This window comes from Marinithermofilum abyssi (assembly GCF_014641195.1).
GTDB classification, from domain to species: domain Bacteria; phylum Bacillota; class Bacilli; order Thermoactinomycetales; family DSM-45169; genus Marinithermofilum; species Marinithermofilum abyssi.
Genome location: NZ_BMHQ01000008.1, coordinates 19,101 through 43,044, shown reverse-complemented (window position 1 = coordinate 43,044; position 23,944 = coordinate 19,101). Strand labels below are relative to the sequence as shown.

The 23,944-nt window shown below is 54.2% G+C and carries 28 protein-coding genes; 27 read left to right on the top strand and 1 reads right to left on the bottom strand.

Annotated elements, in window-relative coordinates:
• The first annotated feature begins 39 nt into the window (after positions 1-39).
• From rpoB to tuf, 7 genes are all read left to right on the top strand, one after another.
• Positions 40-3,579 carry a DNA-directed RNA polymerase subunit beta gene (gene rpoB / locus IEW70_RS11740; RefSeq protein ID WP_188648118.1) on the top strand — a complete coding sequence of 1,180 codons (3,540 nt, stop codon included), beginning with the start codon at positions 40-42 and terminating at the stop codon, positions 3,577-3,579.
• Between the two features lie 98 nt (positions 3,580-3,677).
• Entirely contained in the window at positions 3,678-7,301 is a 3,624-nt protein-coding gene (rpoC, locus tag IEW70_RS11735) for a DNA-directed RNA polymerase subunit beta' (protein WP_229751956.1), read from the top strand.
• Between the two features lie 290 nt (positions 7,302-7,591).
• Entirely contained in the window at positions 7,592-7,840 is a 249-nt protein-coding gene (locus tag IEW70_RS11730; protein WP_188648117.1) for a 50S ribosomal protein L7ae-like protein, read from the top strand.
• 149 nt (positions 7,841-7,989) lie between these two features.
• Positions 7,990-8,403, top strand: coding sequence for a 30S ribosomal protein S12 (rpsL, locus tag IEW70_RS11725; RefSeq protein WP_188648116.1), 414 nt, complete (start codon positions 7,990-7,992; stop codon positions 8,401-8,403).
• Between the two features lie 45 nt (positions 8,404-8,448).
• The gene (gene rpsG, locus IEW70_RS11720) at positions 8,449-8,919 is read left to right on the top strand and encodes a 30S ribosomal protein S7 (protein ID WP_188648115.1); all 471 of its coding nucleotides are present in this window, start codon (positions 8,449-8,451) and stop codon (positions 8,917-8,919) included.
• Between the two features lie 42 nt (positions 8,920-8,961).
• Positions 8,962-11,037: an elongation factor G gene (gene fusA / locus IEW70_RS11715; RefSeq protein WP_188648114.1), complete on the top strand. Its 2,076-nt coding sequence runs from the start codon at positions 8,962-8,964 to the stop codon at positions 11,035-11,037.
• Between the two features lie 121 nt (positions 11,038-11,158).
• Positions 11,159-12,349 carry an elongation factor Tu gene (gene tuf / locus IEW70_RS11710; RefSeq protein ID WP_188648113.1) on the top strand — a complete coding sequence of 397 codons (1,191 nt, stop codon included), beginning with the start codon at positions 11,159-11,161 and terminating at the stop codon, positions 12,347-12,349.
• Positions 12,350-12,936: 587 nt separating this feature from the next.
• Here the strand turns inward: tuf and IEW70_RS11705 are convergent.
• A complete protein-coding gene (locus IEW70_RS11705; protein WP_188648112.1) occupies positions 12,937-14,505 on the bottom strand; it encodes an alpha-amylase family glycosyl hydrolase in 1,569 nt (522 codons plus the stop codon).
• A 656-nt stretch (positions 14,506-15,161) separates the two neighbouring features.
• Here IEW70_RS11705 and rpsJ point away from each other — a divergent pair.
• The 20 genes from rpsJ to rpmD are packed head-to-tail and all read left to right on the top strand — an operon-like array spanning position 15,162 to position 23,934.
• Positions 15,162-15,470 carry a 30S ribosomal protein S10 gene (rpsJ, locus tag IEW70_RS11700; protein WP_188648111.1) on the top strand — a complete coding sequence of 103 codons (309 nt, stop codon included), beginning with the start codon at positions 15,162-15,164 and terminating at the stop codon, positions 15,468-15,470.
• Between the two features lie 39 nt (positions 15,471-15,509).
• The gene (gene rplC / locus IEW70_RS11695; protein ID WP_188648110.1) at positions 15,510-16,136 is read left to right on the top strand and encodes a 50S ribosomal protein L3; all 627 of its coding nucleotides are present in this window, start codon (positions 15,510-15,512) and stop codon (positions 16,134-16,136) included.
• A gap of 26 nt (positions 16,137-16,162) precedes the next feature.
• Positions 16,163-16,789 carry a 50S ribosomal protein L4 gene (gene rplD, locus IEW70_RS11690; protein ID WP_188648109.1) on the top strand — a complete coding sequence of 209 codons (627 nt, stop codon included), beginning with the start codon at positions 16,163-16,165 and terminating at the stop codon, positions 16,787-16,789.
• Positions 16,786-17,073: a 50S ribosomal protein L23 gene (rplW, locus tag IEW70_RS11685; protein WP_188648108.1), complete on the top strand. Its 288-nt coding sequence runs from the start codon at positions 16,786-16,788 to the stop codon at positions 17,071-17,073. Before rplD ends, rplW begins: the two co-directional genes overlap by 4 nt.
• Before the next feature lie 30 nt (positions 17,074-17,103).
• Positions 17,104-17,934, top strand: a complete 831-nt coding sequence (gene rplB / locus IEW70_RS11680; RefSeq protein WP_188648107.1) for a 50S ribosomal protein L2 — start codon at positions 17,104-17,106, stop codon at positions 17,932-17,934.
• A gap of 45 nt (positions 17,935-17,979) precedes the next feature.
• On the top strand, positions 17,980-18,261 hold the full coding sequence (rpsS, locus tag IEW70_RS11675; RefSeq protein WP_188648106.1) for a 30S ribosomal protein S19: 282 nt from the start codon (positions 17,980-17,982) through the stop codon (positions 18,259-18,261).
• Positions 18,262-18,297: 36 nt separating this feature from the next.
• Positions 18,298-18,648 (top strand): 50S ribosomal protein L22, encoded by a 351-nt coding sequence (rplV, locus tag IEW70_RS11670; protein ID WP_188648105.1) that lies wholly within the window; start codon positions 18,298-18,300, stop codon positions 18,646-18,648.
• 13 nt (positions 18,649-18,661) lie between these two features.
• Complete coding sequence (gene rpsC / locus IEW70_RS11665) at positions 18,662-19,321, top strand: 30S ribosomal protein S3 (RefSeq protein ID WP_188648104.1); 660 nt, start codon at positions 18,662-18,664, stop codon at positions 19,319-19,321.
• Between the two features lie 2 nt (positions 19,322-19,323).
• On the top strand, positions 19,324-19,755 hold the full coding sequence (rplP, locus tag IEW70_RS11660; RefSeq protein WP_188648103.1) for a 50S ribosomal protein L16: 432 nt from the start codon (positions 19,324-19,326) through the stop codon (positions 19,753-19,755).
• Positions 19,745-19,957, top strand: coding sequence for a 50S ribosomal protein L29 (rpmC, locus tag IEW70_RS11655; RefSeq protein WP_188648102.1), 213 nt, complete (start codon positions 19,745-19,747; stop codon positions 19,955-19,957). The genes rplP and rpmC overlap by 11 nt, the downstream gene beginning before the upstream one ends.
• The gene (gene rpsQ / locus IEW70_RS11650) at positions 19,954-20,217 is read left to right on the top strand and encodes a 30S ribosomal protein S17 (RefSeq protein ID WP_188648101.1); all 264 of its coding nucleotides are present in this window, start codon (positions 19,954-19,956) and stop codon (positions 20,215-20,217) included. The genes rpmC and rpsQ overlap by 4 nt, the downstream gene beginning before the upstream one ends.
• 32 nt (positions 20,218-20,249) lie before the next feature.
• Entirely contained in the window at positions 20,250-20,618 is a 369-nt protein-coding gene (gene rplN / locus IEW70_RS11645; RefSeq protein ID WP_188648100.1) for a 50S ribosomal protein L14, read from the top strand.
• Positions 20,619-20,660: 42 nt separating this feature from the next.
• Complete coding sequence (gene rplX, locus IEW70_RS11640) at positions 20,661-21,032, top strand: 50S ribosomal protein L24 (protein WP_229751955.1); 372 nt, start codon at positions 20,661-20,663, stop codon at positions 21,030-21,032.
• A gap of 29 nt (positions 21,033-21,061) precedes the next feature.
• Entirely contained in the window at positions 21,062-21,607 is a 546-nt protein-coding gene (rplE, locus tag IEW70_RS11635) for a 50S ribosomal protein L5 (RefSeq protein WP_188648099.1), read from the top strand.
• A 35-nt stretch (positions 21,608-21,642) separates the two neighbouring features.
• Positions 21,643-21,828 carry a type Z 30S ribosomal protein S14 gene (locus IEW70_RS11630; protein ID WP_188648098.1) on the top strand — a complete coding sequence of 62 codons (186 nt, stop codon included), beginning with the start codon at positions 21,643-21,645 and terminating at the stop codon, positions 21,826-21,828.
• Positions 21,829-21,856: 28 nt separating this feature from the next.
• Positions 21,857-22,255: a 30S ribosomal protein S8 gene (gene rpsH, locus IEW70_RS11625; protein ID WP_188648097.1), complete on the top strand. Its 399-nt coding sequence runs from the start codon at positions 21,857-21,859 to the stop codon at positions 22,253-22,255.
• Positions 22,256-22,284: 29 nt separating this feature from the next.
• Complete coding sequence (gene rplF, locus IEW70_RS11620; RefSeq protein WP_188648096.1) at positions 22,285-22,821, top strand: 50S ribosomal protein L6; 537 nt, start codon at positions 22,285-22,287, stop codon at positions 22,819-22,821.
• 30 nt (positions 22,822-22,851) lie between these two features.
• The gene (gene rplR, locus IEW70_RS11615; RefSeq protein WP_188648095.1) at positions 22,852-23,220 is read left to right on the top strand and encodes a 50S ribosomal protein L18; all 369 of its coding nucleotides are present in this window, start codon (positions 22,852-22,854) and stop codon (positions 23,218-23,220) included.
• Between the two features lie 17 nt (positions 23,221-23,237).
• A complete protein-coding gene (gene rpsE / locus IEW70_RS11610; protein WP_188648094.1) occupies positions 23,238-23,732 on the top strand; it encodes a 30S ribosomal protein S5 in 495 nt (164 codons plus the stop codon).
• 13 nt (positions 23,733-23,745) lie between these two features.
• A complete protein-coding gene (gene rpmD, locus IEW70_RS11605) occupies positions 23,746-23,934 on the top strand; it encodes a 50S ribosomal protein L30 (protein WP_188648093.1) in 189 nt (62 codons plus the stop codon).
• Positions 23,935-23,944: the final 10 nt, after the last annotated feature.

Below are 23,944 nucleotides of genomic sequence, written 5' to 3'. Positions count from 1 at the left end.
ATCACGCGTCAATCGACTGGGTTCGAGGGGGGAGCTCGTTTGGCAGGTAAACTAGTCCAATACGGTCGTCGGCAACGGCGCAGCTATGCGAGAATCAATGAAGTTCTCGAACTGCCCAACCTGATCGAGATCCAGCAGCGTTCTTACCAATGGTTCTTGGATCAGGGCCTGAGAGAGATGTTCCAGGATATTTCGCCGATTGAGGATTTCACCGGCAACTTGGTTCTGGAGTTCATCGATTACACCTTGGAAGAACCCAAGTACTCTGTCGATGAGGCAAAAGAACGAGATGTCACGTATGCGGCGCCTCTCCGCGTCAAAGTGCGTCTCATCAACAAAGAAACCGGTGAAGTGAAAGAACAGGAAGTGTTCATGGGCGACTTCCCGTTGATGACCGATACCGGCACCTTCATTATCAACGGTGCAGAACGGGTCATCGTCAGCCAGTTGGTCCGCTCGCCCAGCGTGTACTACAGCAGCAAAGTGGACAAAAACGGAAAACCGACGTACACGGCTACCGTAATCCCCAACCGTGGGGCATGGCTGGAATTTGAAACCGACGCCAAGGATATCATCTATGTGCGTATCGATCGCACGAGGAAGATTCCGGTGACGGTCCTTTTGCGTGCTCTGGGATTCAGCAGTGATGCGGAGATCCTCGATTTGCTGGGAGAAGATGAATATATCCGCAACACGCTGGACAAAGACAACACGGGCAACACCGAAAAGGCGTTGATCGAGATCTATGAGCGTCTGCGTCCGGGTGAACCGCCGACGGCGGACAACGCCCGCAGTCTTTTGTACTCTCGTTTCTTCGATCCGAAACGGTACGACCTGGCCAATGTGGGCCGGTACAAAATGAACAAAAAGCTGCATATCAAAAACCGTCTCTTGAACCAGCGTTTGGCGGAGACTGTGGTCGATCCGGAAACCGGGGAAATTATCGCCGAAGCCGGTCAGGTGGTGGACCGCCGCATCTTGGATAAACTTCTCCCCTATCTGGAAGGAGGTCTTGGCCGGGTCGAATACAGCGTACGCGGCGGCGTGCCGGAAGACGGTTCTTTGAATCTGCAGACGTTGAAAATTTTCTCTCCCACCCAAGACGGAAAAGTTATCAACGTGATCTCCAACGGGCAGGTGGATCAGTCCGTTAAACATATTACCCCGGAAGACATCATCGCGTCGATCAACTATTTCATCAATCTGCTGCATGGTGTCGGAAGCACCGACGACATTGACCATTTGGGCAACCGTCGTCTGCGTTCCGTGGGTGAACTCTTGCAGAACCAGTTCCGGATCGGGTTGTCCCGGATGGAACGAGTGGTGCGGGAGCGGATGTCGATTCAGGATGCCAACGCGATCACGCCCCAGGCATTGATCAATATCCGACCGGTCATCGCATCCATCAAGGAGTTCTTCGGTTCCAGCCAGTTGTCCCAGTTCATGGATCAGACCAACCCGCTGGCTGAATTGACCCACAAGCGGCGTCTGTCCGCTCTGGGCCCCGGCGGTTTGACCCGGGAACGGGCCGGCTTTGAGGTGCGGGACGTTCACCACTCCCACTATGGCCGGATGTGTCCGATTGAAACGCCGGAGGGACCCAACATCGGGTTGATCAACTCCTTGTCCAGCTATGCGCGGATCAACGATTACGGCTTTATTGAAACACCGTACCGCAAAGTGGATCCGGAAACCAACAAGGTGACCGATGAGATCGTCTACCTGACGGCGGATGAAGAGGACAACTACTATGTTGCCCAGGCGAATGCGCCGCTGGATGAGGAAGGACGCTTTGCCAATGAGCAAGTGGTTGTCCGTTACAAAGAAGAGATCATGCCGGTGGCGCGGGAACGCGTTGACTTTATGGACGTGTCGCCGAAACAAGTGGTTTCTGTCGCTACTGCTTGCATTCCCTTCCTGGAAAACGACGACTCCAACCGCGCATTGATGGGATCCAACATGCAGCGGCAAGCCGTGCCGCTCTTAAAGCCGGAAGCCCCGTTTATCGGAACGGGCATGGAGTACAAGGCAGCGGTGGATTCCGGTGTCATGGTTCTGGCCAAACGGCCGGGCACTGTGGAGCGGGTGACTGCCGACGAGATCTGGGTCCGCCACGAGGAAGAAGTGGACGGGAAGCTGGTCAAAGGCGATCTCGACAAATATAAGTTGCACAAATTCATCCGTTCCAACCAAGGGACTTGCATTAACCAGCGGCCTTTCGTGCGTGTGGGTGAAAAGGTGCAAGCCGGCACTCCTCTCGCTGACGGTCCTTCCACAGACAAAGGGGAAATGGCTCTCGGCCGCAACGTGGTCGTAGCCTTCATGACCTGGGAAGGGTACAACTACGAGGATGCCATTTTGCTCAGTGAAAAATTGGTGAAGGAGGATGTTTACACCTCCATTCACATCGAAGAATATGAGTCGGAAGCCCGGGATACCAAACTGGGGCCGGAAGAGATCACCCGGGATATCCCCAACGTAGGTGAAGATGCGCTGAAAAACCTGGACGAACGGGGAATTATCCGCATCGGTGCCGAGATCAAATCCGGCGACATTCTGGTCGGAAAAGTGACTCCCAAAGGGGTTACCGAACTGACTGCCGAAGAGCGCCTCTTGCATGCCATCTTCGGTGAAAAGGCCCGGGAAGTGCGGGATACCTCCCTGCGCGTGCCCCACGGTACCGATGGGATTGTTGTGGACGTCAAAGTGTTCGAACGGGAAAACGGAGATGAGCTGCCTCCCGGTGTGAACCAGTTGGTCCGGGTGTACATCGCCCAGAAACGGAAAATTTCCGAAGGGGATAAGATGGCCGGGCGTCACGGAAACAAAGGGGTTATCGCCCGCGTGCTGCCCGAAGAAGATATGCCTTTCCTCCCGGACGGGACTCCGGTGGAAGTGGTACTCAATCCCTTGGGTGTGCCTTCCCGGATGAACATCGGACAGGTGTTGGAGGTGCACTTGGGCATGGCGGCCCGCCAGATGGGTCTGCACATGGCTACGCCGGTTTTTGACGGGGCAACCGAGCAAGATGTGTTTAACGCCCTGGAAGAGGCCGGATTGGACCCCGACGGAAAAACCGTTCTCTACGACGGCCGGACCGGTGAACCTTTTGAAAACCGCGTCACCGTCGGTGTGATGTATATGATCAAATTGGCTCACATGGTGGATGACAAGATCCACGCCCGTTCCACCGGACCCTACTCCCTCGTTACGCAGCAGCCTTTAGGCGGTAAAGCGCAGTTCGGGGGTCAGCGGTTTGGTGAGATGGAGGTTTGGGCCCTGGAAGCTTACGGCGCCGCCTACACGCTGCAAGAGATCCTCACGGTGAAGTCGGATGACGTGGTGGGCCGCGTCAAGACCTATGAATCGATCGTCAAAGGGGAAAACGTTCCGGAACCGGGTGTGCCTGAGTCGTTCAAGGTTTTGATCAAGGAGCTGCAAAGCCTCGGGATGGACGTGAAAATCCTGGCGGAAGACGAACAAGAGATCGAGATACGTGAAATCGATGAGGACGAGGAACCGGCGGGAGATCAGATGGGACTGGAGATGGACGGTGAACAAAACCGGTCTTCTTCGTAAAACACTCGTCGGGCCTCGAGCGATGAGGCGTTTTGCCATCAAAGGATCGCCGTGGTTGAGACAAGGTAAACGGAAGGATCCTGAGGGAGGAATGCCCTGTGCTGGACGTCAATAACTTTGAGTTTATGAAAATCGGTCTCGCATCCCCCAACAAAATCCGGTCTTGGTCTCGGGGCGAAGTGAAAAAGCCCGAGACGATCAACTACCGGACGTTAAAGCCTGAAAAAGAGGGGCTTTTCTGCGAGAAAATCTTTGGACCGACCAAGGATTGGGAGTGTCACTGCGGCAAGTATAAACGTGTTCGGTACAAAGGAGTCGTTTGTGACCGCTGCGGAGTGGAAGTGACCCGTTCCAAAGTGCGTCGGGAACGGATGGGCCACATCGAGCTGGCCGCTCCCGTATCGCACATCTGGTACTTCAAAGGGATTCCCAGCCGCATGGGGCTTGTGTTGGACATGTCCCCGCGCTCCTTGGAAGAAGTGATTTATTTCGCTTCTTATGTAGTGGTGGATCCGGGGCAAACGCCCTTGGAGAAAAAACAGCTGCTGTCCGAGAAGGAATACCGCAGCTATCGGGAAAAATACGGCAATGCCTTTACGGCGATGATGGGAGCCGAAGCGATCAAGCGGCTCCTGCAGGATATCGATCTGGACCGCGAAGTGGAGGCCCTGAAGGAAGAACTGCAGACGGCGCAGGGACAACGGCGGAACCGGGCCATCAAGCGTCTGGAGGTGCTGGAGGCTTTCCGCAACTCCGGCAACCGCCCCGACTGGATGGTGCTGGACGTCCTTCCGGTGATCCCACCGGAACTTCGGCCTATGGTGCAGTTGGACGGGGGTCGCTTTGCCACCTCGGACCTGAACGACCTGTACCGCCGGGTGATTAACCGGAACAACCGCTTGAAGCGCCTGTTGGATTTGGGAGCTCCGGATATCATCGTTCAAAACGAAAAACGGATGCTGCAAGAAGCGGTGGACGCCCTGATCGACAATGGCCGCCGCGGCCGCCCGGTAACCGGCCCCGGCAACCGTCCGCTCAAATCTCTTTCTCACATGCTGAAAGGGAAACAAGGACGTTTCCGTCAGAACCTGCTCGGAAAACGGGTGGACTACTCCGGCCGTTCGGTTATCGTCGTCGGCCCGTATTTGAAAATCTATCAATGCGGTCTGCCGAAAGAGATGGCGCTGGAACTGTTTAAACCCTTCGTGATGAAGGAGCTTGTAGCCAAAGGATTGGCGCACAACATCAAGAGTGCGAAACGGAAAGTGGAGCGGGTGCATCACGAGGTGTGGGATGTGCTGGAGGAAGTTATTAAGGAACATCCCGTGCTCCTCAATCGGGCGCCCACCCTTCACCGCCTCGGGATCCAGGCTTTCGAGCCGGTCCTGGTGGAAGGGCGTGCAATCCGTCTGCATCCTTTGGTATGTACGGCATACAACGCTGATTTCGACGGGGACCAAATGGCTGTTCACGTCCCCTTGTCTGCAGAAGCCCAGGCGGAAGCACGTCTGTTAATGCTGGCGGCACAAAACATTCTCAACCCGAAAGACGGGAAGCCGGTTGTGACTCCCTCTCAGGACATGGTGCTGGGATCTTATTACCTCACCTTGGAAAAGAGCGGGGACAAAGGAGAAGGCAGCATTTTCGCCACGCCGGGTGAAGCGATCAACGCCTACTCTCAAGGCTATGTGACGCTCCATGCACGGATCGCCATTCCGGCGAAAAGCCTAAACAAAAGCTCCTTTACGGAAAAGCAGCAGAATGCGTTCCTGATCACCACGGTCGGCAAGATCATTTTCAACGAGATCTTCCCGCAAGAGCTGCCTTATATCAACGAGCCGACCCAGGCCAACCTGACCAAAGGGACCCCGGATCAATACTTTATTTTCGACAAAGGGATCAACATCCCTGAGAAGATAAAGGAAATGCCGGAGGGTGAAGCTGTCAAAAAAGGCTTCTTGGGCAAAATCATATCCGAAGTGTTCCGCCGCTTTGGCACGAAAGAAACGGCGGTCCTGCTGGATAAAGTGAAGGCGCTCGGATACTCCTACTCCACCAAAGCGGGGATCACGATGTCCGTATCCGACGTTGTGGTTCCGGAGGAGAAAAAGGAGATCCTAGCGGAAGCGGAACAAAAGGTGGAAATGGTGCTCAGACAATACCGCCGCGGTTTGATCACCGAAGACGAGCGGTATGAACGGGTCATCTCCATCTGGAGTCAGGCCAAGGACGACATTACCAAGGTCCTGATGAGAAAGATGGGCAAATTTAACCCGATCTTCATGATGGCCAACTCCGGTGCCCGGGGTAACGTGTCCCAGATCACTCAGCTGGCAGGAATGCGTGGTCTGATGGCCAACCCGGCTGGACGGATTATCGAGTTGCCGATTAAGTCGAACTTCCGGGAAGGTTTGACGGTGTTGGAGTACTTCATCTCCACTCACGGAGCCCGGAAAGGGTTGGCGGATACGGCTCTCCGAACTGCGGACTCCGGTTATCTCACCCGGCGTCTGGTGGACGTGGCCCAAGACGTTATCGTCCGGGAAGAAGACTGCGGTACCGACAAAGGGCTGCCGGTCAGCAAGATCCAGGATGGCGGCGAAGTGATTGAGGGCCTGTATGATCGGATTGTGGGCCGGGTCGCTTTCAAAACGGTGCGCCATCCGGAAACCAAAGAAGTGATCGTGGAGCGGGACCAGATGATCGACGAAGACCTGGCAACCAAAATTGTGGAAGCCGGCGTCGAAGAAGTGGAAATCCGCTCCGTGCTGAGCTGTCGCACCCATCACGGAGTCTGCCGCAAATGTTACGGGCGGAACCTCGCCCTCGGGACCAATGTGGAAGTGGGCGAAGCGGTCGGAATTATCGCCGCCCAGTCCATCGGAGAGCCGGGTACCCAGCTCACGATGCGTACCTTCCACACCGGCGGGGTGGCCGGCGACGACATCACCCAAGGTTTGCCCCGGATTCAGGAGCTGTTTGAAGCCCGGAATCCGAAAGGGCAGGCCATCATCAGTGAGATCGCCGGTAAAGTGGCCGATATCCGTGAAGTTAAAGACCGCCGCGAAGTGGAAATCGAAGGGGAAGTGGAAAACAAAGTCTACACCATCCCTTACGGTTCCCGCATGAAAGTGGCGCTCGGCGATAGGGTGGAAGCCGGTGACGAACTGACAGAAGGCTCCGTTGATCCGAAAGAACTGCTGCGGGTCAAAGGTGTTCGCGGCGTGCAGGAGTACATTCTGCAAGAAGTGCAGAAGGTATACCGCCTGCAAGGGGTGGAGATCAACGACAAGCACGTGGAAGTGATGATCCGTCAAATGATGCGCAAAGTACGGATCACCGACTCCGGAGATACCGAATTGCTTCCGGGATCTTTTGTCGATCTGCATGAGTACGAAGAGGCCAACCGCAAAGTACTCGCCAACGGCGGCGAACCGGCAGTGGCGCGTCCGATTCTGCTGGGGATCACCAAGGCTTCCTTGGAGACGGAATCCTTCCTGTCCGCAGCCTCCTTCCAGGAAACGACCCGCGTGTTGACCGATGCAGCGATCAAAGGCAAGGTGGACCGCCTGCTCGGTCTGAAGGAGAACGTGATTATCGGGAAGCTGGTACCTGCCGGTACGGGGATGTCCCGTTACCGTACTCTTGCCACGGATCCTACCGAAGCTTCCGGCGAAGCCGGTTCCGAGGCGGATGCAGCAGAGAAGGTGCTGGTAGACTGAGCAGATCGATGCTCGTTAAGATCCGTGCATGCGAAGCGGATTGTTTGATAGCGTGACGGGAGAGGGTTATTCATCGAGCTCCATTGACGGAACGGCAAGAGAGCAAGAGGGATAAACCTCCCCGTAGCAAACCGGGTTGCAGCCCTTGAAGACAAAGGGATGATTTCAGCGCTTCATCCTGTGAAAAAATAACAGGATGAAGCCCGAATTCCTCTTGTTGACAACCGGGTACGCCGATGGTAATATATCCTCGTGTGCTTGGTAAATTTCACTTTGGAGGGCTACGCCAAGTGTCTTATGAAAAAGTGAAACAAGCGGCTTCTCTTATGATCGGAGCCAAGCAGACGAAGAAAGCGGTTGAGCAAGGGAAGGCGCAACAGGTGGTGATTGCGCGGGATGCGGATGAACATGTGACGCTCCCCGTAATCAATCTGTGCAAAAATAAAGGGATTGCCGTCCTCTACGTCGATTCCATGAAAGAACTGGGCAAAGCCTGCGGAATCGAAGTGGGTGCAGCGACGGTAGCCATTTTGAATTGAGCGGATTGGAACACGTCAACAATCCAAACGGGCCGCGTGCCGCGTGTTGAACGGGCGCGGTCCACGTTTGGATGTGGGTTCCAATTTGCTGTGTAAAAATGAACCGCCTGGCTCTGTGGTACTGAAACATGTCAAAGGAGGTGACCGGCATGCCGACAATTAACCAATTGGTTCGCAAAGGTCGTCAACGCAAGAAAGCTAAATCCACTGCTCCTGCGCTGCAACATGGCTACAACAGCTTCCGCAAAGAGCTGACCAACCAAAGCTCTCCCCAAAAACGCGGCGTCTGCACCCGTGTGGGCACGATGACTCCGAAGAAACCGAACTCCGCTCTTCGGAAGTACGCTCGTGTGCGCCTGACCAACGGGATCGAGGTGACCGCCTACATTCCGGGGATCGGCCACAACCTGCAAGAGCACAGTGTGGTGCTGGTTCGCGGCGGTCGTGTAAAAGACTTGCCGGGTGTTCGTTACCACATCGTGCGTGGCGCATTGGATACCGCTGGTGTGCAAGACCGGAAACAAGGCCGTTCCAAATACGGCACCAAACGTCCGAAGAAATAATGAACACATCATGATTTCAACACCGCAGCAAAGGAGGGAAACAGCATGCCGCGAAAAGGACCCGTACCCCGCCGGGAAGTATTGCCGGATCCGCTCTATAACAGCAAGTTGGTCACCCGCCTGATCAACCGGCTGATGTATGACGGGAAAAAAGGGAAAGCCCAACGCATTCTGTACGATGCCTTTAACATCATTCGTGAACGCTCCGGTAAGGACCCGATGGAAGTGTTCGAACAAGCTCTGAAAAACGTGATGCCTGTCTTGGAGGTTAAAGCCCGCCGCGTAGGTGGTGCCAACTACCAAGTACCGGTGGAAGTGAAACCGGAACGGCGCACGAGCCTGGGGCTTCGCTGGTTGGTGAGCTACGCTCGCTTGCGCAGCGAAAAAACCATGGAAGAGCGTTTGGCTAACGAAATTCTGGATGCTGCTAACAACACCGGTGCGGCTGTCAAGAAGAAAGAAGACACCCACCGCATGGCCGAAGCCAACCGTGCCTTCGCTCACTATCGTTGGTAATTGGTTGAGCATACTTTTGCCCTATGAAAGGAGACATTTCCGATGGCACGTGAGTTCTCCTTGAAGGACACGCGCAATATCGGGATCATGGCTCACATCGATGCGGGTAAAACCACGACCACGGAGCGGATTTTGTTCTACTCCGGCCGTGTGCATAAGATCGGTGAAGTGCACGAAGGTGCTGCCACCATGGACTGGATGGAGCAGGAACAAGAGCGGGGGATCACCATTACCTCCGCTGCTACCACCGCTCAGTGGAAAGATCACCGGATCAATATTATCGACACACCGGGACACGTGGACTTTACCGTCGAGGTGGAGCGTTCCCTGCGCGTGCTGGATGGAGCCGTTGGGGTATTCTGTGCCAAAGGCGGCGTAGAACCTCAGTCGGAAACAGTGTGGCGTCAAGCGGATACCTATCATGTTCCGCGGATTGCTTACGTTAACAAAATGGATATTGTCGGTGCTGACTTCGAAGGCGCTGTACAGCAGATGCGTGAACGCCTCGGTGCCAATGCCGTGCCGATTCAATATCCGATTGGGTATGAAGATACTTTTGAAGGTATCATCGACCTGATCAAAAATGTCGCTTACTATTATGTGGATGACCTGGGTACCCGTACGGATGCTCGGGAAATCCCGGACGAATACAAAGAAAAAGCGGAAGAATACCGCACCCAGATGATCGAAGCGATCGCCGAACTGGACGAAGAGCTGATGATGAAGTATCTCGAAGGTGAAGAGCCGACCGAAGAGGAACTGAAAGCAGCTCTGCGTAAAGGCGTCTGCAACGTGGAAATCATCCCGGTTCTCTGCGGATCTTCCTATAAAAACAAAGGGGTTCAGCTGCTGCTGGATGCCGTGGTCGACTACTTGCCTTCCCCGCTGGACGTACCGGCGATTAAAGGCGAACTCCCGGACGGCACGGAAGCTACCCGCGAATCGGATGACAATGGTCCGTTCGCTGCACTGGCTTTCAAAATTATGTCGGACCCCTATGTGGGTAAGCTGACCTTCTTCCGGGTGTACTCCGGTACCTTGAACTCCGGATCCTATGTGCTGAACTCCACAAAAGGGAAACGGGAACGGGTCGGTCGAATTCTGCAGATGCACGCCAACTCCCGTGAAGAGATTAAAACGGTATACGCCGGCGATATCGCTGCTGCTGTGGGTCTGAAAGATACCACTACCGGAGATACGCTGTGCGATGAGAAGAACCCGATCATCCTGGAATCCATGGTATTCCCCGAGCCCGTGATCCAGGTCGCCATCGAACCGAAAACGAAGAGCGACCAAGACAAGATGGCAGTGGCGCTGTCCAAGCTGGCGGAAGAAGATCCGACCTTCAAAGCTTGGACCGATGATGAGACCGGTCAGACCATCATTGCCGGTATGGGTGAGCTTCACCTCGACATCATTGTGGATCGCTTGAAGCGGGAGTTCAAAGTGGAAGCCAACGTGGGTAACCCGCAGGTGGCTTACCGGGAAACCTTCCGCAGCTCTGCGAAAGTCGAAGGGAAATTCATCCGTCAGTCCGGTGGTCGTGGTCAATACGGTCACGTCTGGATCGAGTTCGAACCGTTGGAAGAAGGTTCCGGTTTCGAATTCGAAAACAAAATTGTGGGTGGGGTTGTTCCCCGCGAATATATCCCCGCTGTGCAAGCCGGAATCGAAGAGGCCATGCAAAACGGAGTGCTCGCCGGCTATCCGATGGTGGATATCAAGGCTACCCTGTTTGATGGGTCTTACCACGATGTGGACTCCTCGGAGATGGCCTTTAAGATCGCTGGTTCCATGGCGTTGAAAGCGGCCAAATCCAAATGTAACCCGGTCCTTTTGGAACCCATTATGAAAGTGGAAGTGATTGTTCCGGAAGAGTACATGGGTGACGTGATGGGTGACATCAACTCTCGTCGCGGCCGTGTGGAAGGCATGGATTCCCGCGGCGGTGCACAAGTGATCCGCGCCATGGTGCCGCTGGCTGAAATGTTCGGTTACGCGACGAACCTGCGTTCCCGCACCCAAGGTCGCGGCCAATACACCATGCACTTCGACCATTATGAAGAAGTGCCGAAGAGCCTTGCGGAAGAGTTGATTGCCAAGGCTTCCGGCGAATAATGTCCGAAGCCCTGCAACACACCCGGTGAAGAGAGTTGGGAAGCGGTGATGCCGCTTGCCAGCTTTCTCCCCATACATCTTCAACAATTCTTTTCTATGTGAACAAAGGAGGATTAAACTCATGTCCAAAGAGAAGTTTGAGCGTACGAAACCGCACGTGAACATTGGTACCATCGGTCACGTTGACCACGGTAAAACCACTCTGACTGCTGCGATCACCACGATCCTGGCGAAAACCGGCGGTGCTACCGCTACCGCTTACGACCAAATCGACAAAGCTCCGGAAGAGCGTGAACGTGGTATCACCATCTCCACCGCTCACGTGGAGTACGAAACCGAAAATCGCCACTATGCTCACGTGGACTGCCCGGGTCACGCTGACTACGTGAAAAACATGATCACCGGTGCTGCCCAAATGGATGGTGCTATCCTCGTGGTGTCCGCCGCTGACGGCCCGATGCCGCAAACCCGGGAGCACATTTTGCTGTCCCGTCAGGTGGGTGTGCCGAGCATCGTTGTCTTCCTGAACAAAGTGGATATGGTGGACGACGAAGAGCTGCTGGAACTGGTGGAAATGGAAGTTCGCGAACTGCTTTCCGAGTACGAATTCCCGGGCGACGACATCCCGGTGGTTGCTGGTTCCGCTCTGAAAGCTCTGGAAGAGCCGGACAGCGAGTGGGCCGAAAAGATCCTGGAACTGATGCGTGCTGTGGACGAATACATCCCGGCTCCGGAGCGTGACAAAGATAAGCCGTTCCTGATGCCGATCGAGGACGTCTTCACCATTACCGGTCGTGGTACCGTGGCAACCGGTCGTGTGGAGCGCGGTATCCTGAAAGTGTCCGATGAAGTGGAAATCATCGGTCTGGAAGAAGAAACCAAGAAAACCGTTGTTACCGGCGTGGAAATGTTCCGCAAGCTGATGGATGAAGCTGAAGCCGGCGACAACATCGGTGCTCTGCTGCGCGGTGTGAACCGTGATGAGGTTCAGCGTGGTCAAGTGTTGGCCAAACCCGGTACGGTTAAGCCGCACACCAAATTCAAAGCTCAAGTGTACATCCTGAGCAAAGAAGAAGGCGGCCGTCACACCCCGTTCTTCAACGGTTACCGTCCGCAATTCTACTTCCGTACCACCGACGTAACCGGCGTTATCAAACTGCCGGAAGGCACTGAAATGGTAATGCCTGGCGACAACGTGGAAATGGAAGTGGAACTGATCGCTCCGATCGCCATCGAAGACGGTACCCGCTTCGCTATCCGCGAAGGCGGCCGCACCGTTGGCGCTGGCGCCGTAACTGCCATCAGCGAATAATCCCCATTACGTGTGAAGAACCTCTCATCTTTGGATGAGGGGTTCTTTTTTTGGAGGGAAAAGCATATCCGCAGCTTCTTGCCCCTATATCATGGGCAGATGCCTGCGGGTTCAGAAAAAATCAGGTCATTTCAACAGTCAAAAGACAGCTCCCTAGAAAGAGGGAGCTGTCTTTTGACAGTCTGTTGATCAATGAGTCACTGCACACGAACATCCAGCTGATGATTTCCTGAAGGAACAGTCACAAATACCTCCAGCCCACGGGCAGTCGACTTCATTTGGTAATCCACCGGTTTTCCATCCAGTAGACCGCTCAAACTCTCTGGTCGGTTCGTTTCCGGCATATGCGGAAGGATACAGATTAGGAGCTGCAATTTAGCCACTATTAACATAAATCACACACCGGCCGACAAGTCCTTTTTCGAGCAAATTTTATCTGCCGCTTTTTCAATTCTACCTAGAGCAGCGGACGGCTCATTGGCCGCATACATACCGAGCTGGGATCTATTCGTTTGCGTCGGTAGATCCTCAGGATTGGCAAGTTAGAAACAAAGCCCTGTCGCCTTTCGGCTCAGGGCTTTGTCCTATTACTTTTCCAGAATCACAGAAGAGTACCCGGGTAAATGAAGCTTCCCGTCTGCAACGGTTTTTACTTGTTTTGAAGTGGTATGGACCCGTTTCTTTTTGCCGAACTGGTCCAGCTGGACAGTTTCTCCGGATAAATTGTGTACCACAATCAAGGTTTCCTTTCCGTAGGTGCGCTGGAAAGCGACAATGCGGTCATCGCCGGTGTCAATGGCTTGAATATCTCCTTTCATCAAAGCAGGGTGTTCCTGGCGCAGATGAATCATGTTTCGGTAGTGGTTCAGCAAGGAGTTCGGATCTTGATTCTGTGCTTCCACCGATACTGCATCGGGACCTTTGTTGTGACGAGGTTCTTCCCAGGTGGTTTGCCCCTTCCCGCTGCCGGGATACCAACGGAATGGTTCACGGATATACTCATCGGGCTTCTCACCGAGCATGCCGATCTCTTCCCCGTAATAGATAAAGGGGTTGCCTGGCAGGGTGAGCAGGATGGAAGCGGCTACTTTGGCTTGCTCTTTGTCGCCTTCCAGTACACTCATCGTCCGGTTTTGGTCATGATTGGTCAAAAAGGGCGCGTCGATGGCATCTGGATTGGCTTCTTTAAAGGCCTTGTAGGTTGTTTCCGAGAAGGAGGCGATCCCCTGGTCGGACTCGGACTTTGCCGATTGCAGAATTTTATCGGCGAGATCGAAATTGAACATCGTGTCCAACTCTCGATAATAGGGGGCGACTTGGGTAAAGTTGCTCCACACTTCGCTGACCAGATAAACGTCTGGCTTCTCTTGCTTCATCGCCGTCTTGAACTCGTTCCACCACTGCAGATTTTTGTCCACGTCCTTTTCGTCGTAGATGTGTTTGGCGGCGTCCAGGCGGAATCCGTCCGCGCCCTGTTTCAACCAGAACTTCCCGACCTTTTTGATCTCTTCCCGTACTTTGGGGTTATCATAGTTTAAATCGGGCATCCCGCTCCAGAACAGTCCGTAATAGTAATCGCCGGATCCCGGATAGGTTTCGTGCCAGACGGGCTGACCCCAGGGGCCTTTTTCATGGATGTCCGTATTTTTATCCGCCCAGATGTAGTAATCACGGTAGGGGCTGTTCTTATCCTTCATTGCCGACTGAAACCAGGGATGTTGGTTGCTCGTGTGGTTGACGACCAAGTCCATGATCACTTTAACTCCATGCTGATGGGCTTTTTTAACCATGGCGCGGAAATCTTTCAATGTTCCGTATTGGGGGTCTACCTGATAATAATCCGTTACATCGTATTTGTGGTAGCTGGGGGATTTCGTAATCGGCATCAACCATAAGCCGTTAATGTTCAGATCCCTCTTGGTATAGGGATTATTGTCGTTGAGGTAATTCATCTTTTGCATGATTCCACGCAAGTCGCCGTCGCCGTCTTTGTTGGAGTCATAGAAAGACCGGACGTAGATTTCGTAAAACACACCGTGTCGCCAATTCAACTTGTAGGCAGCGGATTCAGCATGAACCTTTTCGGTGGCGCCCGCTGCGACGGGCAGGGCGAAAGCGAGTGCAAAACTGACTGCGGCAGACACATATTTTTTCATAAGCTCACCTCGCAAGACAAAATGAAATCGGTTGCACAAGCGGGCAAAATAAAGTCGGGAAGGCAACAAGGTGAAACGCAGTGCACGACCCGCTTTCTTTCTTTTCGATTATACCATGTTTTACCGACAGATATCAGACTATTAAAAAGGTTGGCTAACTAATAGGATAAACCTTGGCCGAATCGGTAGCCCTTGAGGTGGTTGGACAGGAGAGGGGCACGAATCCGGCAGTGAGACAGGCATGACAGCGATCGTCATCGAAGCGCCTGAGATGCAGCCGGAACAGTGGCTGGTACCCGTGGATAGGGAAAGGTAATCTTTCTATTTTCAAAAGAGGGTTACCTATGATCACAGCGCCTCGATCCCTGAGGATTTTTTTCCTGAACGGTTTGCTTCTTACCCATACCCTGTGATAGACTATACGCGGTCTGTCTTTTAGCGACCAACGATGACAAACCTTGCCAGCATAAGAAACCTCAGAGCGGATGCGATTTCGCTTGCATCCGCTCTAGTTGTTCTATATAATAAGGAATGTTGGTCATTGGACGCGATGATGCGGAAGGTTGCCGACACACCCGGCCCCTTTGCCATGGGTGTGAGGGAAATTTCCGCGGAGTAAGTCCGTTTATCAAAATGGGCGAAAAGGAGGGGCAAACATGGCAAAACAAAAGATTCGCATTCGCCTCAAAGCGTATGACCACCGCGCTCTGGACCAATCGGCGGAGAAAATCGTCGATACGGCAACCCGGACGGGGGCGGATGTGTCGGGGCCGATCCCGCTGCCGACGGAACGTGCTGTATACACGATCTTGCGGGCGGTTCACAAGTATAAAGATTCGCGGGAGCAGTTCGAGATGCGGACGCACAAGCGGTTGATCGACATCGTCAACCCGACTCCCCAAACGGTGGATGCGTTGATGCGGCTCGACCTGCCGTCCGGCGTAGACATCGAAATCAAACTGTAAGGATACAAACCACAACACTGCCGGTAGGAGGTGTGCGACGTGAAAGGGATTCTCGGTAAGAAACTGGGGATGACTCAGGTGTTTGCCGAAGACGGCACGGCTATCCCGGTGACTGTGATCCACGCCGGTCCGTGCAATGTCTTGCAAAAGAAAGAGGATGCCAATGACGGGTATGAAGCCGTTCAGCTCGGTTTCCTCGACAAAAAAGAACACCGCGCCAACCGTCCGGAAAAAGGCCACGCCAAAAAAGCCGGTGTTGCTCCGAAACGGTTCGTGCGGGAAATCCGCGGGATGAACCCGGCGGAATACGAACTGGGACAAGAAGTAAAAGCGGACTTGTTCGCGGAAGGTGAACTGGTGGATATCACCGCCACGTCGAAAGGGAAAGGTTTTGCCGGTGCGATCAAGCGGCACAACCAAGCCCGCGGGCCGATGAGCCACGGTTCCCGCTATCATCGTCGTCCTGGTTCCTTGGGTGCCATCGACCCGATGCGGGTGTTCAAAGGGCAAACCTTGCCTGGACGCATGGGCTCTGACAAGGTAACCGTCCAAAACCTGAAAATCGTCAAAGTGGATCCTGAAAAGAACCTGATCCTGGTGAAAGGTTCGATCCCGGGTCCGAAAAACAGCTTCGTCGTTATCAAGTCTGCAGTCAAAAGTCGGTAACATTTACCGGGAAGGGAGGAGACGTCATGCCTAAAGTTAATGTTGTGGACATGAACGGCAGCCAAGTGGGCGAAATCGAACTGTCCGAATCCGTATTCGGCATCGAGCCCAATGAAGCGGTTCTGCACGACGCCGTTGTGATGCAGCAAGCTTCCCAACGCCGTGGAACCCATGCCGTGAAAAACCGTTCGGCCGTAAGCGGCGGCGGACGCAAGCCGTGGAGACAAAAAGGGACGGGACGTGCGCGTCATGGCAGCATCCGTTCCCCGATCTGGGTAGGCGGTGGTGTAGTGTTCGGTCCGACACCGCGCAGCTACGCTTACAAACTGCCGAAAAAAGTACGCCGTCTGGCGATCCGCTCGGCTCTGTCTTCCAAAGTGAAAGAGGAGAACCTGGTGGTGCTGGACAAACTGACCCTGGAGCAACCGAAAACCAAAGAAATGGTGAAGGTGCTGAACAACCTGAACGCTGAACGCAAAGCGCTGGTTGTCACCCAGGACTTTGATGAGAACGTGGCCCTGTCCGCGCGGAACATCCCCGGAGTGAAATTCGTGAAAGCCGACGGCCTGAACGTACTGGACGTGCTGAATCACGACAAGCTCATCATCACCCGGGATGCGGTCTCCCGCGTAGAGGAGGTGCTCGGGCAATGAAAGATCCCCGCGACATCATCCGGCGCCCGTTGGTGACGGAGAAATCCACCGACCTCATGGAGGAGAAAAAGTACGTTTTCGAGGTGGATAAACGGGCGAACAAAACGGAAATCAAGCAAGCCGTAGAGCAAATCTTCGGTGTGAAAGTGGCGAAAGTGAACACCATCAACGTAAAAGGCAAGAAGAAGCGTTTTGGCCGTTACCAAGGGTTCACTTCCAACCGTAAAAAAGCGATCGTTCAACTGACGGACGACAGCAAAAGCATCGAAATCTTCGAAGCCTGATGACTTCCGAAGAAAAGGAGGGAACAGCACATGGGTATCAAGCATTTTAAACCGACCTCTCCGGGTCGCCGGCAAATGACGGTCTCTACTTTTGAAGAGATCACCGCGACTACGCCGGAGAAATCCCTGACGACCAGCCTGCAAAAGAAATCCGGTCGGAACAACCAAGGTCGGATCACCACCCGTCACAAAGGCGGCGGTCATAAGCGGAAATACCGCATTATCGACTTCAAACGGAACAAAGACGGCATTCCCGGCAAAGTTGCCACCATCGAATACGATCCCAACCGTTCTGCCAACATCGCTCTGATTCACTACGCAGACGGTGAAAAACGTTACATCCTGCATCCTCATGGGCTGAAAGTGGGCGACACCATCGAGTCCGGCCCGCAAGCGGACATCAAAGTGGGGAACGCCCTGCCGCTCGAAAACATTCCGGTGGGTTCCACCATTCACAACATCGAGCTGAAGCCGGGTGCAGGCGGCAAAATGGTGCGCGCTGCCGGTGCTTCTGCGCAATTGCTCGGGAAAGACGGTAAGTATGCCATCATTCGTCTGACTTCTGGCGAAACCCGCATGGTACGTCGCGAATGCCGCGCTACCTTGGGTCAAGTGGGCAACCTGGATCACGAGCTGATCAACATCGGGAAAGCCGGACGTTCCCGCTGGAAAGGCGTTCGCCCGACGGTTCGCGGTTCTGTGATGAACCCGTCTGATCACCCCCACGGCGGTGGTGAAGGTCGTGCGCCGATCGGTCGGAAATCTCCGGTTACGCCTTGGGGCAAACCGACCCTCGGATACAAAACCCGGAAGAAAAACAAACCGTCCGATAAATATATCGTGCGTCGTCGCAAGAAGTAATAAACACCGGTTATACTCAGCAAAGACTGAAGGGGGGTTGAATGCATGGCTCGCAGCCTGAAAAAAGGACCTTTCGCAGACGAACATCTGCTGAAAAAAGTCCGGGTGCTGAATGAAAAGAACGACAAGAAGGTCATCAAGACCTGGTCCCGTCGTTCCACCATTTTCCCCGAATTCATCGGTCACACCATTGCGGTGCATGATGGACGGAAGCACGTGCCGGTGTACATCACCGAAGACATGGTGGGTCATAAGCTGGGCGAATTCGTTCCGACTCGGACCTTTCGCGGTCACGCCGGGGACGACAAGAAGACGAAGCGGAAATAAGTTTCGGTTTAGGCTGACATGAGAGGAGGGCGAAAGATGGAAGCGACTCGGGCAAAAGAAGCGAAAGCTGTAGCACGTTACGTGCGGATTGCACCCCGCAAGGCACGCCTGGTGATCGACCTGATCCGCGGCAAATCCGTGGCAGAAGCACTGGCCATCCTGCGGTACACGCCGAAAGCAGCTTCGCCGATTATTGAGAAAGTCCTGCGTTCTGCCATCGCCAACGCGGAACACAACAACGAACTGGATCCGCAAAACCTTGTGGTAAAGACAGCCGTGGTGGATGAAGGACCGACCATGAAACGGTTCCGTCCCCGTGCCATGGGACGTGCCAGCCGGATCAACAAACGGACCAGCCACATTACGGTGGTCGTAGCTGAAAAATAAGGAGGGATAGCTGATGGGTCAAAAGGTAAACCCGGTAGGGCTGCGCGTCGGCGTGATCCGCGATTGGGAATCCAAGTGGTTCGGCGGAAAAGACTACGCTGACATGCTGCATGAAGACATCGAAATCCGCGAATACCTCGCGAAGCGTTTAAAAGACGCAGCCGTTTCCACCGTGGAAATCGAGCGGGCCGCCAACCGCGTCAACCTGACCATCCATACCGCTAAGCCGGGCATGGTAATCGGGAAAGGCGGTTCCGAAGTGGAAGCCCTGCGCAAAGAGCTGACCAAGCTGACCGGCAAGAAAGTACACATCAACATCAGCGAAATCAAGAATCCGGAACTGGACGCACGTCTGGTGGCGGAAAACATCGCACAACAATTGGAGCGTCGGATTTCTTTCCGCCGCGCGATGAAACAAACCATCCAACGGACGCTGCGTGCCGGCGCCAAAGGGGTGCGGACGCAAGTGAGCGGCCGTCTGGGCGGTGCTGACATTGCCCGTACGGAAGGATACAACGAAGGAACTGTGCCGTTGCACACCCTGCGTGCAGACATTGACTACGGTACTGCGGAAGCCCACACCACATATGGACGGATCGGTGTAAAAGTGTGGATCTACCGCGGTGAAGTACTCCCGACGAAGAAAAAGGGAGACGCGGAAGGAGGTAAGTAATCATGTTGATGCCGAAACGGACGAAGTTTCGTAAAGAGCATCGCGGCCGCATGAGAGGCCGGGCCAAAGGCGGCACCGAAGTCGCTTTCGGTGAATACGGGTTACAAGCGCTGGAGCCGTCTTGGATCACCAACCGGCAAATCGAAGCGGCACGTATTGCGATGACCCGTTACATCAAACGGGGAGGTAAAGTGTGGATCAAGATCTTCCCGGATAAACCGATTACTCAAAAGCCTCTCGAGGTACGGATGGGTAGTGGTAAAGGTTCCCCTGAAAAATGGGTGGCCGTTGTAAAACCGGGTAAGATCCTGTTTGAACTGGCAGGTGTACCGGAGCACGTAGCGCGTGAAGCGATGCGTCTCGCTGCCAACAAACTGCCGATCAAAACCAAATTTGTAATTCGAGAAGAAGCGGGTGGGGCCGATGAAAGCTAAAGAGCTGATGGAAATGACCACCGCAGAGATCGAACAGAAAATCGCGTCGCTGAAAGAAGAGCTTTTTAACCTCCGGTTCCAGGCAGCCACCGGGCAACTGGACAATCCGTCCCGGATTCGCCAGGTTCGCAAAGACATCGCCCGTGCCAAAACGGTGATTCGGGAGCGCGAACTGGGGATTGAAAGGAGGAACCAGGCATGAGCGAGCGCAACATGCGGAAAGTACGCGTCGGCAAAGTTGTCAGCGATAAGATGGACAAAACGATCGTTGTCGCGGTGGAGACCTACAAAAAGGATCCTCTGTACGGCAAGCGCGTGAAATACAGCAAAAAGTTCAAAGCTCATGACGAAAACAACCAAGCCAAAAAGGGCGACATCGTAAAAATCATGGAAACGCGTCCGCTGTCCAAAGACAAGCGTTGGCGTCTGGTTGAAATCGTCGAAGAAGCCGTCATTATCTAACCTGAGACGGACTGGCGGAAGGAGGGAGAACCATGATTCAAGCAGAAAGCCGCCTTCGTGCTGCTGATAACTCCGGAGCAAAGGAACTGATGTGCATCAAGGTACTGGGTGGATCGAAGCGGAAATTCGCCGGTATTGGTGATGTGATTGTGGCTTCCGTGAAACAAGCAACACCCGGTGGCGTTGTCAAGAAGGGGGACGTTGTGAAGTGCGTGATTGTACGCACGACTCGTCCGACCCGTCGTCCGGATGGTTCCTACATTCGTTTTGACGAAAACGCCGCTGTGGTGATTCGTGATGACAAAAGCCCCCGGGGTACCCGGATCTTCGGACCGGTGGCTCGTGAACTACGGGAAAAAGATTTCATGAAAATCATCTCTCTCGCACCGGAAGTACTTTAACGGGTTGCGAATGGGATTTCGCTGAGTAAGGAGGTGCCGAGCATGAGCAAGCGTCCGAACAAGTTGCACATCAAAAAAGGCGACACCGTGATCGTGATGCGCGGGAAAGAAGCCCCGACCAAAGACAAGAACGGGAACAAGGTGTACACCAAAGGGCGTGTTCTGAAAGTGTTCCCGAAAGAGCAGCGGGCACTGGTGGAAGGCGTCAACATGGTAAAGAAACACACCCGTCCTTCCCAGGACAACCCGCAAGGGGGCATCATCGAACAGGAAGCCCCGATCCATGTCTCCAACCTGATGTTGGAAGACCCGAAAACGAAAGAACCGACCCGTGTGGGTTACAAGTTTGTGGAAAAAGGCGGCAAAGAAGTGAAAGTCCGCTTTGCGAAAAAGTCCGGCGAGATCCTGGACTGACAGCCTGCTAGGAAAGGAGGAACGTTGGCATGAGTCTCCGAATCAAAGAGAAATACAAAGACGAGATCACTCCGGCATTGATGAAAAAGTTTGAGTACAAATCTCCGATGCAAGTGCCGAAGATCGAAAAGATCGTCATCAACATGGGCGTGGGTGAAGCGGTGCAAAACCCGAAAGCCCTGGACGGTGCGGTGGAGGACCTGACCTTGATTTCCGGTCAAAAACCGGTGATTACCCGGGCCAAAAAATCCATCGCCGGCTTCAAACTGCGGGAAGGAATGCCGATCGGCTGCAAAGTGACCCTGCGCGGCGAGCGGATGTACCACTTCCTGGACAAATTGATCAACGTAGCTCTGCCGCGTGTGCGCGACTTTCGCGGGGTTTCTCCGAAGTCCTTCGACGGTCGCGGCAACTACACGCTGGGCCTGAAGGAGCAGCTCGTTTTCCCGGAAATCGAGTATGACAAAGTGGATAAAGTGCGCGGAATGGACATCATTATCGTCACCACTGCCAATACGGACGAGGAAGCCCGTGAACTGCTAACGCAAATGGGTATGCCTTTCCGGAAGCAGTAATCTGATTTTGACCATCATGAAAAGGAGGGAATCCGTTGGCCAAGAAATCGATGATCGCCAAAGCGAAACGCAAGCCGAAATACCAAGTGCGTGCGTACACCCGGTGCGAGCGGTGCGGCCGTCCGCATTCCGTGATTCGGAAGTTCCGCCTCTGCCGGATTTGTTTCCGCGAATTGGCCTACAAAGGGCAGATTCCCGGTGTGAAAAAAGCGAGCTGGTAATCGCGACTTGTGAAAGGAGGGAACGTGCATGGTGATGACTGACCCGATTGCTGACATGCTGACCCGTATTCGTAACGCCAACCTCGTACGCCACGAAAGCCTGGAAGTTCCCGCTTCCAAGCTGAAACGGGAAATCGCCGAAATCCTGAAGCGGGAAGGCTTCATCCGCGATGCGGAATTTATCGATGACGGCAAACAAGGGATCATTCGCATCTTCCTGAAGTACGGACAGAACAACGAGCGGGTGATCACCGGACTGAAACGGATCAGCAAACCGGGCTTGCGCGTTTATACGAAAAGCACGGAAATCCCGCGGGTGCTGCGGGGTCTCGGCATTGCTATCCTGTCCACTTCCAAAGGCGTTATGACCGACGCCGAGGCACGGAAAGCGAAAGTGGGCGGAGAAGTACTGGCTTACATCTGGTAATACCGGCGGAGAAGGATGGAGGTGAAAGCATGTCTCGTATCGGTAATAAACCGATTGCCATCCCCAACGGGGTGGAAGTGAAAATCGACGGGGATAAGATCAGCGTCAAAGGGCCGAAAGGCACCCTCTCCCGCGACATTCTCCCGGATATCGCGGTGAAAGTGGAAGAGAACGAGATTCTGGTTGAACGGCCGAGCGATGCACGGAAACACCGGGCTATGCACGGAACGATGCGCGCCCTGATCGCCAACATGGTGGAAGGTGTGACCAACGGCTTCAGCAAAAAGCTGGAACTGGTGGGTGTCGGTTACCGTGCGCAAAAGAAAGGCAACAAAGTAGTCCTGAACGTGGGCTACTCCCATCCGGTTGAAGTGGATGCCATCGAGGGCATTGAACTGGATGTGCCTTCTCAAACCGAGATCGTGGTAAAAGGGATTGACAAAGAACGGGTAGGTGCTGTAGCTGCCAATATCCGTTCCATTCGCGAACCGGAACCCTACAAAGGGAAAGGGATCAAATACAGCGATGAGCGGATTCGTCGCAAAGAAGGTAAAACCGGTAAGTAATCCTGGTGAACGGAAGGGAGTGAAAGCGGCATGATCAGCAAACAAGACCGGAATAAAAGCCGGAAACGCCGTCATCTGCGGGTTCGTAAGAAGATCTTCGGAACCGCAGCGCGTCCCCGCCTGAACGTGTTCCGTTCTTCCAAAAACATCTACGCTCAGCTGATCGACGATGTGGCGGGTCAAACCTTGGCCTCTGCTTCCACTCTGGATGCTGAGCTGAAAGAGAGCGGAATCTACGGCGGCAACGCAGAAGCGGCTCGGAAAGTCGGAGAATTGATTGCCAAGCGGGCACAGGAGAAAGGCATCAAACAGGTCGTGTTCGACCGCGGCGGTTATCTCTATCACGGACGCATCAAAGCGTTGGCTGAGGGTGCTCGCGAAGGAGGTCTCGACTTTTGAGCAAAGGAGGTAGAGCCATGCGTAACGAGCAGCAGAACGACTACATTGAAAAAGTAGTCAATATCAACCGGGTGGCCAAAGTGGTCAAAGGTGGTCGCCGGTTCAGCTTCAGCGCGCTGGTAGTCGTCGGTGACGGTAAAGGTAAAGTGGGCTTCGGCATCGGTAAAGCGGCTGAAGTGCCGGAAGCCATTCGCAAAGGCGTGGAAGAAGCAAAGAAAAACATGATCACCGTCCCGCTGCAAGGAACCACCATTCCCCACGAAGTGATCGGACGCTTCGGTGCAGGTCGCGTGATGATGAAGCCCGCCTCCAAAGGTACCGGTGTGATCGCCGGCGGTGCGGTGCGTGACGTACTGACGGTTGCCGGTGTGGGCGACATTCTGACGAAGTCTACCGGGTCCAACAACCCGATCAACATGGTTCGGGCCACCCTGGAAGGCATTCGAAGCTTGAAACGCCCGGAAGAAGTGGCCAAACTGCGCGGAAAATCTGTTGAAGAGCTGTTAGGATAAGGAGGGATGACAAGTGGCGAACAAACTGGCCATCACCCTCAAACGGAGCATGATTGGTCGTCCGGAAAAACACCGGGTTACGCTGCGGACCCTGGGTCTGAAAAAGCGGGAACAAACCGTGATCCAAAATGACAGCCCGGCCATTCGCGGCATGATCAATCAAGTGAAACACTTGGTCGAAGTGAAAGAAGTACAGGAGTAATCCTCAAAGG

Excerpts from the sequence above, each read along its gene's own strand:
- rpsL (WP_188648116.1), top strand. The coding sequence starts at position 7,990 with ATGCCGACAATTAACCAATTGGTTCGCAAAGGTCGTCAACGCAAGAAA.
- rpsG (WP_188648115.1), top strand. The coding sequence starts at position 8,449 with ATGCCGCGAAAAGGACCCGTACCCCGCCGGGAAGTATTGCCGGATCCG.
- fusA (WP_188648114.1), top strand. The coding sequence starts at position 8,962 with ATGGCACGTGAGTTCTCCTTGAAGGACACGCGCAATATCGGGATCATG.
- tuf (WP_188648113.1), top strand. The coding sequence starts at position 11,159 with ATGTCCAAAGAGAAGTTTGAGCGTACGAAACCGCACGTGAACATTGGT.
- IEW70_RS11705 (WP_188648112.1), bottom strand. The coding sequence starts at position 14,505 with ATGAAAAAATATGTGTCTGCCGCAGTCAGTTTTGCACTCGCTTTCGCC.
- rpsJ (WP_188648111.1), top strand. The coding sequence starts at position 15,162 with ATGGCAAAACAAAAGATTCGCATTCGCCTCAAAGCGTATGACCACCGC.
- rplD (WP_188648109.1), top strand. The coding sequence starts at position 16,163 with ATGCCTAAAGTTAATGTTGTGGACATGAACGGCAGCCAAGTGGGCGAA.
- rplW (WP_188648108.1), top strand. The coding sequence starts at position 16,786 with ATGAAAGATCCCCGCGACATCATCCGGCGCCCGTTGGTGACGGAGAAA.
- rplB (WP_188648107.1), top strand. The coding sequence starts at position 17,104 with ATGGGTATCAAGCATTTTAAACCGACCTCTCCGGGTCGCCGGCAAATG.
- rpsS (WP_188648106.1), top strand. The coding sequence starts at position 17,980 with ATGGCTCGCAGCCTGAAAAAAGGACCTTTCGCAGACGAACATCTGCTG.
- rplV (WP_188648105.1), top strand. The coding sequence starts at position 18,298 with ATGGAAGCGACTCGGGCAAAAGAAGCGAAAGCTGTAGCACGTTACGTG.
- rpsC (WP_188648104.1), top strand. The coding sequence starts at position 18,662 with ATGGGTCAAAAGGTAAACCCGGTAGGGCTGCGCGTCGGCGTGATCCGC.
- rplP (WP_188648103.1), top strand. The coding sequence starts at position 19,324 with ATGTTGATGCCGAAACGGACGAAGTTTCGTAAAGAGCATCGCGGCCGC.
- rpmC (WP_188648102.1), top strand. The coding sequence starts at position 19,745 with ATGAAAGCTAAAGAGCTGATGGAAATGACCACCGCAGAGATCGAACAG.
- rpsQ (WP_188648101.1), top strand. The coding sequence starts at position 19,954 with ATGAGCGAGCGCAACATGCGGAAAGTACGCGTCGGCAAAGTTGTCAGC.
- rplN (WP_188648100.1), top strand. The coding sequence starts at position 20,250 with ATGATTCAAGCAGAAAGCCGCCTTCGTGCTGCTGATAACTCCGGAGCA.
- rplX (WP_229751955.1), top strand. The coding sequence starts at position 20,661 with ATGAGCAAGCGTCCGAACAAGTTGCACATCAAAAAAGGCGACACCGTG.
- rplE (WP_188648099.1), top strand. The coding sequence starts at position 21,062 with ATGAGTCTCCGAATCAAAGAGAAATACAAAGACGAGATCACTCCGGCA.
- rpsH (WP_188648097.1), top strand. The coding sequence starts at position 21,857 with ATGGTGATGACTGACCCGATTGCTGACATGCTGACCCGTATTCGTAAC.
- rplF (WP_188648096.1), top strand. The coding sequence starts at position 22,285 with ATGTCTCGTATCGGTAATAAACCGATTGCCATCCCCAACGGGGTGGAA.
- rplR (WP_188648095.1), top strand. The coding sequence starts at position 22,852 with ATGATCAGCAAACAAGACCGGAATAAAAGCCGGAAACGCCGTCATCTG.
- rpsE (WP_188648094.1), top strand. The coding sequence starts at position 23,238 with ATGCGTAACGAGCAGCAGAACGACTACATTGAAAAAGTAGTCAATATC.